This window comes from Odoribacter sp. Z80 (assembly GCF_009935865.1).
Taxonomy (GTDB): domain Bacteria; phylum Bacteroidota; class Bacteroidia; order Bacteroidales; family Marinifilaceae; genus Odoribacter.
Map to the genome: position 1 here is coordinate 201713 of NZ_QWEL01000003.1, position 14014 is coordinate 215726.

General features: G+C 42.5%; 7 protein-coding genes. 6 read left to right on the forward strand and 1 reads right to left on the reverse strand.

Features of this window, described 5'->3' with window-relative positions; all coding sequences use genetic code 11:
• Positions 1 to 23: 23 nt before the first annotated feature.
• The 5 genes from D1136_RS04400 to D1136_RS04420 are packed head-to-tail and all read left to right on the forward strand — an operon-like array spanning position 24 to position 11135.
• Positions 24 to 1487: a TolC family protein gene (locus tag D1136_RS04400; RefSeq protein WP_161876413.1), complete on the forward strand. Its 1464-nt coding sequence runs from the start codon at positions 24 to 26 to the stop codon at positions 1485 to 1487.
• A gap of 14 nt (positions 1488 to 1501) precedes the next feature.
• The gene (locus tag D1136_RS04405; RefSeq protein WP_161876414.1) at positions 1502 to 2560 is read left to right on the forward strand and encodes an efflux RND transporter periplasmic adaptor subunit; all 1059 of its coding nucleotides are present in this window, start codon (positions 1502 to 1504) and stop codon (positions 2558 to 2560) included.
• A gap of 16 nt (positions 2561 to 2576) precedes the next feature.
• Complete coding sequence (locus D1136_RS04410) at positions 2577 to 5636, forward strand: efflux RND transporter permease subunit (RefSeq protein ID WP_161876415.1); 3060 nt, start codon at positions 2577 to 2579, stop codon at positions 5634 to 5636.
• 26 nt (positions 5637 to 5662) lie between these two features.
• Positions 5663 to 10411 carry an efflux RND transporter permease subunit gene (locus tag D1136_RS04415; RefSeq protein ID WP_161876416.1) on the forward strand — a complete coding sequence of 1583 codons (4749 nt, stop codon included), beginning with the start codon at positions 5663 to 5665 and terminating at the stop codon, positions 10409 to 10411.
• Positions 10412 to 10430: 19 nt separating this feature from the next.
• A complete protein-coding gene (locus D1136_RS04420; RefSeq protein WP_161876417.1) occupies positions 10431 to 11135 on the forward strand; it encodes a hypothetical protein in 705 nt (234 codons plus the stop codon).
• On the opposite strand, the gene dnaG is transcribed toward D1136_RS04420, so the two are convergent.
• Complete coding sequence (gene dnaG / locus D1136_RS04425) at positions 11128 to 13068, reverse strand: DNA primase (RefSeq protein WP_161876418.1); 1941 nt, start codon at positions 13066 to 13068, stop codon at positions 11128 to 11130. The genes D1136_RS04420 and dnaG overlap by 8 nt on opposite strands.
• A gap of 230 nt (positions 13069 to 13298) precedes the next feature.
• On the opposite strand from dnaG, the gene D1136_RS04430 reads away from it, so the two are divergent.
• Positions 13299 to 13937 (forward strand): TetR/AcrR family transcriptional regulator, encoded by a 639-nt coding sequence (locus D1136_RS04430; protein WP_161876419.1) that lies wholly within the window; start codon positions 13299 to 13301, stop codon positions 13935 to 13937.
• Positions 13938 to 14014: the final 77 nt, after the last annotated feature.

The window sequence follows — 14014 nt, forward strand, 5'->3', positions numbered from 1 at the left end:
ATCATTTATTAAATAAACCTTCTATGTTAAAACAAACCTTCATCCTGGTTTTTCTGTTTTTTTCGGGCATGAGTCATTCTTTTGCCCAGGAGATTTTAACACTGGATAAAGCCCTGAGTATTGCTTTTGAACACAGTCCTTCGCTGATTCAAAGTAAACTCAGTCTTGAACAAAGAGAGTTAAACCTAAAAGCACAGGATGCCTCACTGAAATCCCAATTCTCATTGGATATCAATCCTTTCAATTACACCCGTAATAATCAATACGACAGTTATAATAGCAACTGGTATGCCAACGAAATCATGAGTTCTTCCGCTTCGTTAGGCATCCGCCAGCCTATCAAGTGGACCGACGGAACCATTTCCCTTGTAAATGATTTATCCTGGCAGGACGCTTCCAACAAAACTTCCGGAGGAAAAAATACTTCTTTCAATCACAATCTGTCCCTCCGGTTAGAGCAACCTCTTTTCACCTACAACCGGACGAAGATGCAGTTGAAGGAATTGGAGTATGCTTTAGAAAATGCCAAATTGAGCTATGCCATGCAGGAGTTAAACATAGAGAAAAACGTCACAACTCAATTTTACAGTGTTTATCAGAAACAAAAAGACCTGAATACAGCCCGGGATGAATATCACAATCAAAAACAAAATTACGACATCATCAAAAACAAGGTGGAAGCCGGTCTGGTTGCCAGGGAAGAATTATATCAGGCAGAAGTGAATCTGGCCACCAGTGAATCAAGTGTTTATTCGGCAGAAATCGACTATGAAAACTCAAAAGACAATTTTAAACTTTTATTGGGTATTTCCTTGGATGAAGACATCATGGTGTTGCCCAATACCGATATTGTAACGGTCAACGTAAATTCGGACGATGCCACGAAATATGCCTTAGAGCAACGTATGGAACTCCGGCAAAAGCAGATTACCCTTGAACAGGATGTTTTCAATATTATCCGTGCCAAAGCTGAAAATGAGTTTAAAGGTAATCTGTCTGCCCGCATAGCTATGGACGCTTTAAGCGGAAAAGTGAAAAATCTGTACGACAATCCTACGGATAACGAGCAAATCGGAATCAGCCTGACCATACCTATTTTTGACTGGGGGGCTAAAAAAGCAAAGGTAAAATCCAGTCAGTTGGCTATGGAATCGAATCAAATCGACATGGATGAGGAGAAGAAGAATATCACCATAGGGGTACGTCAGATTTGCCGGAATCTGCCGATATTAATCCGTCAGATTGAAATTAAAAAAAAGAGCATTGAAAATGCGGAACACAGCTATGAAATAAACCTGGAGAAATACAGAAACGGCACCCTTACGGGTATGGAACTCCAACAATACCAGACCCAGCTGACAAACGCCAAACAAGCCTATACGAATGCTGTTATCAGCTATAAACTGGAAGTCCTTAATTTAAAGATACAGACTCTCTGGGATTTTGAAAGCAATAAATCCTATTTACCCGTAGACCTTTTGAAATAAAAACACATATTACAATGAACAGATATTTAAAAATCAGCAGTATTATCGGTTTTGGACTATTGGTTGTTTCATGCAGGAATAATCAGGGAAACTCGGCAGCCGAAACCACTACCCCCGTATGGATTGAAGATGTACAATACAGAAATATCGAGGAGTATATTACAACAACGGGGACAGCCAAAGCAACCAAAACCATTGAGTTGAAATCGGAAACCAACGGAGCTTACCGTCTTCAAACTAATCCCAAAACGGGCCGTCCTTATCAATTGGGCGATATTGTGGAAGCCGGAGCTGTGATTGTCCGCCTGGAGAATCAGGAATATGAGAATAACGTTCAGTTGGAAAGTAAAAAATTACAAATTGAGATTACCGAAAAAGAATGGGAAGGACAAAAAGTATTGTATGAGAAAGGAGGAGCAACACAAAAAGACGTAACCAATGCAGAAAATTCGTACATCAATGCCAAGCTTGCCCTTGAGAATGCCTATATTACTTTAAATAAATTAAATATCAAGGCACCTTTCAAGGGAGTCATTGTCGCCCTGCCCTATTTCACTCCGCAGGTGGAGGTGGCTTCCGGAAGTACTATCGCCGAATTAATGGATTACAGTAAAATGTATATAGAAACTCAATTCCCGGAAAATGCCTTAACAAAATTGGCAGTCGGTCAACCGGTACATGTGACGAATTATAATATTAAATCGGATACGTTAAAAGGACGGCTGACACAACTTTCCCCGGCCATCAATGAAGATACGCGCACTTTCTCCGGCTATATCGCCATTGACAATCCTGACCTGAAACTGCGTCCCGGTATGTTTGCCAAGGCTGACGTAGTGACGATACGGAAAGATTCTGTGTTGTCAATTCCGAAAAATATCATCAAAAACCGGCGTGGAGGGAAATTAGTGTATACCGTCGACCGGAACAGTGCTACCGAGAAAGTTATCCGAACGGGTATCAGCGACGACAAATACATTGAAATTGAAACCGGTCTGGAACCAGGGGATAAAATTGTCATCAAAGGTTATGAATGGCTGCGTAACCGGAGCAAAGTGAAAGTAATGAAATAATCAGCACCTTACCATTATGATGGGAATAACTAAATTTGCCGTAAAATACCCGGTCAGTGTATTAATGATTACCCTCGGAGTATGTCTGTTGGGCCTCATTTCCTATAATAAACTGGGAACGGATCTTTTTCCTGATTTAAAAAATCCGTCCCTTTACATTGATTTGCAGGCTGGCGAACGTCCGCCTGAAGAAATCGAGAAACAATTCGTACAAAGAATAGAGTCCATGGCAGCCCGCCAGGAAGGGGTAAAAAACGTCAGTAGCAGCAGTAAAGCGGGAGGTGCTACCATTACCGTGGAATATGACTGGGACCAGGATATGGATGCGGCTTTTCTTGACCTTCAGCGCAGTATGTCGCAAATTGCCCAGAATGAGGAAATCACTTCACTGAATGTGAGCCGGTATGATGCGAATGCTACTCCAGTGATGGTTATCTCCATGAGTCACAAGGAGATTAAAGATATGAACGAATTGCGCAAAATTGCAGAAAATTATATGCGCAGTGAGTTTGTGCGTTTAGACGGTGTTGCTGATTTACAACTAAACGGTCAGGAAGAGGCTTATGTGGAAATCAAAACCAATGCCTATATGTTAGAAGCTTTTCACCTGACAGCCGAAACAGTGGCTGCCAAAATTGAAAGCATGAACCGAAATGTGTCGGGAGGGATCATTGTCCACAACGACATTCAATATACCATAAAAGGGGTTAATCTGATTGAGAATTTAGAAGATATTGCCAATATCATAGTTGCCTTTAAAACCCCTTCGGACACGGAAGGAGAAACCTCCAATATAAAAGCTCCCGTCTATCTGAAAGACATTGCGACTATAGAACTGAAAAATAAAGACCCGAAAAATCTGACCCGCTATAACGGGGAACGTTGTCTGAGTATCAGTATTTATAAGGAGAATAAGTACAATACTGTGAAAGCGGTGGAAAATATCACGGCAAAACTGGATGAGCTTCGAAAAAGCATGCCGGGTTATGAATTTCATATCATCAGCAACCAAGGAGATTTTATCGGAGCTTCCATCGGGGAAGTGAAAGATTCTGCCGTAATGGGTATTTTGCTGGCTATGATTATTCTTTATGTCTTTCTGCGCCGCATCAATACAACTCTGATTGTCAGTATATCCATACCGGTGTCTATCATAACCACCTTCAATCTCATGTATTTTAACGGTCTGACCATTAACATCATGACTTTAGGAGGACTGGCATTAGGAGCAGGAATGCTGATAGACAATGCCATTGTGGTAATGGAAAACATTTACCGTCATCTGGAAAACGGACTTTCTCCCAAAGAGGCGGCAATAAAAGGTACTTCCGAAGTCGCAGGAGCCATTACTTCCAGTACACTAACTACCATTGTCGTTTTTCTGCCTATTGTTTATATTCAAGGCGCTGCGGGCGAATTATTCAAAGAACAGGCCTGGACGGTTTCTTTTTCCCTGCTTTCTTCCCTGTTTGTAGCTATCTTGCTGATTCCTATGCTGGCATCCCGGTACATTACCCGTCCCAACATCCAGAAAGAATCCATACAAATCAAAGGATATGGAAATTTTGTCGGAAGATTACTGAAACACCGTTATTTAGTGGTAGCAATATCTGTCATTCTGATTGCAGGCAGTTATATGCTGGTTCCTTTGTTGGATATGGAATTCATGCCGAAAGCCGAATCCAAAGAATTTTCCACTTTCATCACACTGGAACCGGGCACACGCCTCCAAAGTACAGACCATGCCGCCGCCACGCTTGAAAATATGATTACTGACCTGGCCGGCAATGAGCTGGAATGGATTTTCACACAGGTAGGTCCTTCCAACACGGAAAGCGAAAGCGGAGGCAAACTGGAGGAAGAAAATCAGGCAGAAATCAAGGTAAAACTGAAAAATGACGCCCGACTCAGCGCAGACTATCTCATCTCGGCTCTCAACCATCACTACACCTTTCCCGAAGGGATAGAAATTTCCTTTGAGAAAGAACAATCTGCCCTGCAAAGCATATTAGGAACGGAAGGCGCTCCCGTTGTAATAGAAGTCAAAGGGGAGGAGTTGGAGCTGATAGAAGAACTAAGTACGGAAATAAAAGAAAAACTGTCTTCCGTAGCGGGACTTTATAACATCCATACTTCCATGGAAAAAGGAGCCCCTGAAGTAAACATCTCCATCGACCGCCTGAAAAGTGGCATCTATGGAGTGGATATAGCCTCTGTAGCCTCTCAGGTAAAGGACAAACTAAACGGTAAAACAGCCAGTAATTTCAACACAGAAGGAGAACCCATCGACATTGAAATCCGTGTACCGGAAATTTCCTTAGAAGAATTACAAAATGTAGAAATCAACCAGGGAGATAAGAAATACCGGTTAGGCGAAATCGCAGATATCTCCGTCACCATGGCTCCGAAAGAAATCAACCGAAACAACCAAAACCGTACAGGCAAAGTGACTGCCATGTTGGAAAAGGAGTATACCCTCAGCGGGGTAACACCGGATATTCTGGAGAAATTAGAAGAAATCCAATTCCCTGCTAAATACTCGGCAAAAATCACAGGGGAAGAAGAAAAGCGGGCAGAATCTTTCAATGGCTTGTCGTTTGCATTGCTTCTTTCCATCGTACTGGTTTATATGGTGATGGCTTCGCAATTCGAATCCCTGCGGCATCCGTTCACCATACTGCTGACTATTCCCTTAGCCGGTGTAGGCTGTATTTACGCTTTTCTGCTAACAGGGGCATCCCTGAACATGATGGCCTTTATCGGAATCATTATGTTGGCTGGTATTGCCGTAAATAACTCCATTCTATTAGTAGATGCAGCCAATAAACTGAAATCAAGCGGATTAAACCTCACGGAAGCCATCAAAGCCGCCGCACAACAGCGCATCCGGCCAATTATGATGACCAGCCTGACCACGATACTGGCCTTATTACCCATGTGCTTTGGTTTCGGAGAAGGAGCCTCCCTGCGTTCTCCGATGGCTTTAGCTGTTATCGGAGGGTTATTTACTTCCACTGTTATGACCCTGGTAGTCATACCATGTGTCTACTACCTGTTTGACAAAAAAGAAAAGTAAGAAAAGGGAATGCATATTCAATGATGATGAAGAAATTGATTAATCGTAAAGTTCTGATTTCCATGCTATTCATCGGTTTAACCATGATGGGATGGTTCTCGTACAGATATTTACCGATGGAATTATACCCTGACGCAGAGTTTCCGGCCCTCAATGTAAATATCACTGCCAAAACAGAACTTGATCCGGAATATATTAAGAACCAGGCGGCCATACCGGTAGAAGGAGTTATCAGCGGCATGGAAGGCGTAGAAGAAATCAATACCCGGATTTCCACCCAGAATGCCCGAATCCTGGTTTCTTTTACCAAAAACACCAACATTAAATATGCTTATCTGAAACTGGAAGAAAAAATCAAAATTTTAGCCAAGAATCTGCCGGAAGAGTTTACGGTGCAAGTGAATAAAGCAGGGAGCAACATGGCCAGCGACCAGTTTATGACACTTCAGATTCTGGGAGAAGAAGACATTGATTATGTCCGGAACATTACAGACAGTGACATTGCGCCGGTATTGGAAAGCACGGATGGCGTTGCTTCCGTGGTTGTCCTCGGCGGCCGGCAAAAAAGCATCGAAATTCTCTTAGACCAGGAGAAATGCAAGGCTTTAAACATTACCAACTCACAAATCAGTTCCCTGATTAGCAAAAACATGTCGGAAAAAACTTTTGCCGGCTCTGTCTATCAAAATGTGAAGCGTTATTTTGTCAATGTAACAGCAGAATACCTGCAAACGGAAGACCTGGGAAATATCGTTGTGGCTTCCGGACCGGTGCTGCTAAAAGACATTGCAGACATTCATTTCGGTATCAAAGAGGAAGAATCCTATTCACGGGTGAACGGGAAGGAAGTCATCACTTGCATTATAGCCAAATCTCCGTTAGTGAACATCATAGACTTGTCTAAACGCATCCGGAAAGAAATCGGCCAATTAAATGAAGAATTAGCTTCCAGGGGAATTTCCATAAAAGTAGATACCGACGTGGCAGAAACCATGAATGAAAATATCAATACCATCATCAATCTGGGTATAACAGGAGCTATCCTGGCGATTTTTATTCTTTATCTTTTTCTGCGCAATTTCAAAATTGTCACTTTCATTGCCTTTGCTATCCCCATCTCGGTTTTTTCTGCCTTCTATTTCTTTTATTTCTTCGGGATCAGCATCAATACCCTTACATTGACCGGTATAGCCTTAGCAGTCGGCATGTTATTGGATAATTCGGTTGTCGTCATGGAAAATATATTCCGTCTCAGGGCCATCGGCATCCCGGCGGAGCAGGCAGCCGTGCAAGGAACCAAAGAGGTGACCAAAGCAATCATTGCCGCCACCGCCACGACCATAACGGTATTTCTCCCTTTTCTCTTCTCAGATGACTTTTTGTTGAAACTTATCGGCGAGCACATCGGTGTATCTATCATCACCACCCTGATATTATCCTTAGTTGTAGCATTACTGCTGATTCCCATGGCAGTGAATCAATTCATGAGAAAACAAGGGGAAAAAGTGAATTTCAGCACCCTCTCTATTCATAGCCGGCCGGTACAGATTTACATTGTTCTGTTGAAAATGTGCCTGAGGAAACCGGCAGGGGTCATTTTTTCTGCCATCCTTCTTTTATTGGTGACGGTTGCATTGTCCCTGACAATGACGATGAATACGTTGAAAGAGATTGAAACAGATACATTCAATCTCTACCTGACCTTCCCCAACGGAAATACCCTTAACCGTACGGACGAGGTAGTCAGATCTTACGAAGAACGCTTAGATGAAATTCCCGAAATCAAACAATACAGCACTAAAATTTATGCCAATGATGCCAGTGTCACTATCAAGCTTCACGAAGATTATGAGAAAATCGGAAAGAAATCTTTAGATGAACTGAAAAATATAGTGATTTCCCAAACTCAGGGACTACGTATCAGCAATGTCAGTTTTGAAGCCATCGAAAGCAGTGAAAATTTCCAGGGCGGAGGCGGCAGTGCTCTGATGGGTGGAGGAGATAAATTACTGAGAAAAATGGGAATGGGAAGCCAAAGTGAAAAAATAGTCATTAAAGGCCAGGATTTTGAAAAAATGGCTAATCTGGCCGAACTTCTCGAATATCAGGTAAAGGAACTGGACAATGTAAGTTATGCCTATATCAGTTATTCCCGCGGGAAACCGGAAGCCCGGATTATTTTCGACCAATACCTGATGGGAATTTATGACGTTGCTCCTACCCATGTCGTCAGCGAACTGGTTAATTTCGCCCCGCAAAATACGACTTCCATCAAATACAAAGCCGGAGAGGAGGAATATGATATTATTATTAAAGATAAAGAATTGTCACTCAAAAAAGAGGAGGAAAATGAAACTCCCGTCAGAAACCTCGAAGACCTCCGGAATCTCCAGGTGAGTAATGCCCAGAACTCCATTATTGACTTACAGAATTTCAGCAATATCCGTCTGGGATGGGGACGAAGTAATATCATACGGGTTAATCAAGACCAGGAGATTACGGTCAATTACCGTTTCAATTCGGATGTCAACGAATCGAAAGATGTGCTGACTGCTGCCCGGGACGAAATCGACGAATTGGTCCAGCAAACCGACATCCCGACAGGGGTAGCGGTGGAAATCGTCCATGAAGAAGATGAAACCGGCGAGTTCACCTTCCTGATTCTGGCAGCTTTTATCCTCATCTATATGATTCTGGCTTCTGTCTTCGAATCTTTGACTGCTCCTGTCGTTCTGATGTTTGCCATACCGCTGGCAGCCATCGGTTCTTTGCTGGCACTCCTGTTTACGAGCAATTCGTTAATGAATGCCAACGTGCTTATTGGCGTTATCATCCTAATCGGTATTGTCGTCAACAACAGTATTATTCTGATTGACTATGCTTCCCAATTGCGACGCCAGGGGAACCGTAAACCCCGGGCTCTCCTGATAGCAGGGATTTCGCGTTTGCGACCTATTCTGATTACCGCTATCACCACAATTGTGGCTATGCTTCCGTTAGCCATGGGGAAAGGTGAATTTGTTGCCGGTCTGGGTGCTCCTTTTGCGATAACAGTCATCGGTGGCCTGACTATGAGTACTTTGCTGACTTTAGTGATTATTCCCACTTTGTATTCAGGCCTGGAGGATGCCCTGTTGCGTTTAAGAACTCAGAGGCTGTTTATGAAAATCCTGCAAACTGCCCTTCTGATACTGGCTATTACAGGTATTTATTTCCTCAGTCCTTCTTTAATCACACGTTTAGGATACTTAGCCGGGGCCGTAATCCTGATTCCTGCTGCCACATGGTTTATGGAAACGAGTTTACGTCAAGCCAACAGCCGCATTATCGCTCCGGAAGAAGAAATTCATATCTCCATTCGTAATCTGGTCAAAATATACGGCCGCCCCAACGAATTCCAAAGGGAATGGCTCTCCGGCCAGCGTACACGCGAAAGATTAGGCATTAAAGAAGAATATCATACGTTAAAGGACTTGCAGCCGCTTGTCTGGTTACTGCCCCTCACCGCATTTATGGTTTACTTCACCTACTCTTACCAGACATTACCTTTCTGGGCTGTTGTTTTTGCCATTTGCACCTGGTTATTGGTCAATCAGGTTATTTCTGCCGGCAAATCGTATTTTGCCTGGAACAATAAACGGATTGCCTTCCAGTGTATGCACGCAGCAGCTGTGATGGTATACTACGTTTCTCCGCTGCTTTCATTAATCTGCATTGCCGTAAAATTTTCCGATTCAAAGATTGCGACTTTATTGGGTCTGCTCTGGTATATTTCCATTGCTGCACATTATCTGTCCAAACGCATCCATAAATACAACATTAATATCGACCAGATAGAAGGACGTTTCCGGAACATTAAAAAAGCCGTTTATCAGGCAACTGCTAAAATCCCGTTTCTGGGCTATAAAAAAGCACCTTTCAAAGCTCTTAACGCAGTGTCTATGGATATTCACACGGGTATGTTCGGACTATTAGGCCCCAACGGTGCCGGTAAAACCACCCTCATGCGCATCATCTGCGGTATTTTTGAACAGAGTTACGGAAAAATATTCATCAACGGTATTGATACTCAAAAGAAAAGAGAAGAATTACAGGGGTTAATCGGTTATTTACCCCAGGAATTCGGTACTTATGAAAATCTCACCTCCTGGGAATTTTTAGAATATCAGGCCCTACTGAAAGGCATCTACCAGCCTGATGTCCGGAAACAGCGCATTACGGAAGTGCTGGAAGCCGTACATATGTATGAAAACAAAGACAAGAAAATCGGCGGTTTCTCCGGTGGCATGAAACAACGGATCGGAATTGCACAAACCCTGCTCAACCTGCCCCGCATCCTTGTGGTAGACGAACCGACAGCAGGCCTTGATCCAAGAGAACGCATCCGTTTCCGTAACCTGCTTGTGGAACTTTCCCGGAACCGGATTGTCATTTTTTCTACCCATATCATCGAAGACATTGCCAGTTCGTGTAACCAGGTGGGAGTTATTAATAAAGGTTCGCTGAAATACCACGGGACACCTTCGGATATGGTAAATATTGCGCAAAACGTCACCTGGACATTCGAGATTCCGGCCCGGGAATTTGCAAAACTACCGGCAGACCTTCTGATTGTTCACCACATCCGCAACGGAGAATACATTAAAGTAAGATGTTTATCTGAAGTTCAGCCTGTACCGGATGCCGTCCGGACCGCCCCTCTCCTGGAAGATTCTTATTTGTGGCTGCTCCGAAACGTTAAATTAGCCAATCACGAACAAATTATCACACAATAAACCACACCAGTCTGTCATCATGAAATCCTATATCCTTTCACCAATAGCGAAACTGAGCCGGTATAATATCAAAATTATCTTCGGGAATAAATTTATTTATTTCGTATTGAGTGCCATCGGTTTCTATATACTGACTGTCGGCATCAGTCTTTTTTCGGACAACGAAATAACCATGGCCAGCGGATATAACATGTTATTGGTGCCCTCCATCCTATTGGTTTTCTATCCGACCTGTTTCGGTATACAGAACGATCAGGATGCTAAAATTATAGAGATCATTTTCGGCATACCGAACTATCGGTATAAAGTATGGCTTTTCCGGCTTATCATAGCCTATGCGATTTGTTTTTTGCTCACCCTGCTGCTGGCAATGCTTACCGATTGGATGGTTGTTGAAGTTCCTCCTGTGGAACTCACTTTGCAGGTTATGGTTCCGGCTTTGTTTACCGGCATACTCTGTTTTATGCTCAGTACTTTTATCCGAAACGGAAACGGAACTGCCGTTATGATTATCATCATCGGTATGCTCCTGTTTGTACTTCACAAAGTCTTAGGCATCAGCAAATGGAATCTTTTCCTAAACCCTTTTGACGTACCATTAGATAAAAATCCGAGAATTTTCTACAATACGGTTTTCGACAACCGACTGCTGATTCTTTGTGCCACGTTAGTGTGCCTGTTGACCGGCCTCTATAAAACCCAGAACCGCGAAAAGTTTATATAGTTCGCTTCAATTTTTCATTCAAGCGCGTACGGACTTTGACGAGTGTATTTTTTTTCTTCATCCAGTCCAATAATTCATCCATATCGCCTCTGTTCTGGCATTCCAGTATTTTATCGTCTGCTTCCCAGCACATGATTTCAATCCGGCGCATTTTATAATTATCCACGATCTTCGGAAGTAATGCCGCCAACAGCATCTCTTCAGTCCGGAAAGAAGTTTCTCTGACGGTCCATATTTTGCTCAATTCATAAGGTTCACTCAAAATATCAGCCACAATTGCACTGATCTCCGGATCCGGGTGTCCAATGAAATATTTGGCCGGAATAAAACCTTCAGACCGGAAATTGCGGCGATATTCGCTTTGTATCTCCCTGAAACGGGGATTTAACATAAGCAACTCATCTTCCGCCAACTCGCTGATAATGTACTCTCCCACACTGACCGAATAAGTAGCTCCTTCTTGTTTCTCCTCATAAAACTCCAGACTGCCGAATAATAACAGGTAGCGGATCAGCATCATTTCTTCCGTTTCACAAGAAGTGACATCGTAAGCCTTTGAACGTTCTGAAATCACAACAGAAGGCTGTTGTTCCGCTATCTTATAAGGAAGCGGTGCAGCAGATTCCCCATTTTTTACCTTTCGAATCCGGGCAATCTCATTGTATAACACCTTCTCCTCCACTTTCATTCGGCTGGCAGTCTCCTGCACATATACCGAACGGGTAATATTGTCCGGAATCAGAGAAATACTTTTAACGATATCGGTAATCAGTTTTGCCCGTTCAATGGGGTCATTCCCGGCTTGCTCCAGCAGCAATTTCGTTTTAAAATGGATAAAGTCGGTTTCATGATCAGTGATATACTCCAAGACTTCGGTAGCTGTGTGAGACTGAGCAAAAGAATCCGGGTCTTCACCTTCCGGCAGGGAAACCACCCTAACGTTTAATCCCTCTTCCAACACCAAATCAATCCCCCTTAAAGAAGCCTTTATCCCGGCGGCATCCCCGTCATAAATAATCGTCACATTGGAAGTTAACCTTCGGATAAGCCGGATTTGTTCGACAGTAAGGGATGTTCCGGAAGAAGCCACCGTATTTTCTATTCCTTTCTGATGGAAGGAAATCACATCGAGATACCCTTCCACAAGGTAACACCGATTATGTTGTACAATGCTTCTTTTGGCAAAAAAGATTCCGTAAAGGGTACGGCTCTTGTGATAAATTTCCGATTCCGGAGAATTGAGGTATTTGGCACTTTTTTTATCGTTGGTCATGATACGACCACCGAAGGCAATAATCTTACCGGCCAAATCCCGTACCGGAAACATAACCCTGGCGCGAAACCGGTCAAACAGTCCCCGATCCGATTCTATGGTCAGCCCTGTCTTTACCAGGAAGTCTTGCTTATATCCTTTTTGTAAAGCAGACTTCGTAAAACCATCCCACACTTCGGGACAATATCCCAATCCAAATTTCCGGATGGTTTCATCATCCAATCCCCTCTGACGGAAATACCCCAAACCGACCGATTGCCCTTCATCTGTATGCCACAATTGGTCCACAAAAAATTCCTCCGCATAATTCGTGACTATCAGCATACTCTCCCGTTCCGATTTTTCCTGTCTTTCCTGTTCGGAGAGTTCCTTTTCCTCTATGATGATATTGTATTTGGCAGCCAGCCAGCGTAACGCCTCTACATACGATAACTGTTCATGTTCCATGATGAAATTCACGGCATTTCCACCCTTACCACACCCAAAGCATTTATAAATTCCCTTGGCCGGAGAAACTGTGAACGACCCTGTTTTTTCATTATGAAACGGACAACAACCCACATAATTCACTCCCCGCTTTTTTAAACTCACAAAATCGGAAACAACCTCATAAATATCAGCTGTATCAAAAATTTTTTGTATGGTCGTCTGGTCAATCATGCAACAAAAATACAAAAACAAATATTGATAGTATATTTCATACATATATAAATAAAAACTTTTCAGGTCCATTTTTATAAGATATCTTACCTAAATATTTTTAACAAGATTTCAATTTCATTTTGGCACGATTTTTGTACTTTTGCGATTCGCGGAAACACTTCACACGGATTTCGTTTCCATATATTGTTCGTACAAGATATAGAAAACTAAAATGTGTACTAATTTATATGACAGAAAGTGAATTCTACCGGACAAAAGAAGAATTACTGGAAAATATTTCGGAATTATTCCTGAAATACGGTCTGCGCAGTACTTCTATGGATGATATTTGTTCACATTTAAAAATTTCAAAAAAGACTTTATATCAATTTTTCAGCAACAAAGACGACCTGGTAGAACAAGTGCTGTTACAACGCAGAGATAGCCGGCGGATTCAGAAAGACCTGGAACAACTGAAACAACATAATTCCATAGAAATCATGCTATCCATCCGGGACCACATCATTACCAGCCTGAACAGCCAAATGCCAGCCAATCTTTTCGATCTGAAAAAATATCATCCGGATATTTATCAACGGGTAAACGAAAAGGACCAGATATTCATTCAGAATCTGTTCCATGAAGTGATTGAAAAAGGCATTCGTGAAAGTTACTTTCGAAACGATATTCACCGGGAAGTACAGGTATATCTGTTTGTGAAGCAAATGGCCTTTCTGGGAGAACCGGAACTGATGAGTGAAATCAAATATCCGCTCGACATCATTGTTTCCACCATTGTAGAAAATGTGATCCGCAGTTTTGCCACCCCCCGAGGGATAGAAGAATTAGAAAAATTACTTAATAAAACAAAAAAATATACAATATAAATTTGTAATAAAATAAGGAACGGAATAGCCCTAAAATAGTGGCATACAATTTGTAGGCTACAAGATATTGTAAAAAA

Coding starts and splice junctions, on each gene's coding strand:
- D1136_RS04400 (WP_161876413.1), top strand. CDS start 24: ATGTTAAAACAAACCTTCATCCTGGTTTTTCTGTTTTTTTCGGGCATG.
- D1136_RS04405 (WP_161876414.1), top strand. CDS start 1,502: ATGAACAGATATTTAAAAATCAGCAGTATTATCGGTTTTGGACTATTG.
- D1136_RS04410 (WP_161876415.1), top strand. CDS start 2,577: ATGATGGGAATAACTAAATTTGCCGTAAAATACCCGGTCAGTGTATTA.
- D1136_RS04415 (WP_161876416.1), top strand. CDS start 5,663: ATGAAGAAATTGATTAATCGTAAAGTTCTGATTTCCATGCTATTCATC.
- D1136_RS04420 (WP_161876417.1), top strand. CDS start 10,431: ATGAAATCCTATATCCTTTCACCAATAGCGAAACTGAGCCGGTATAAT.
- dnaG (WP_161876418.1), bottom strand. CDS start 13,068: ATGATTGACCAGACGACCATACAAAAAATTTTTGATACAGCTGATATT.
- D1136_RS04430 (WP_161876419.1), top strand. CDS start 13,299: ATGACAGAAAGTGAATTCTACCGGACAAAAGAAGAATTACTGGAAAAT.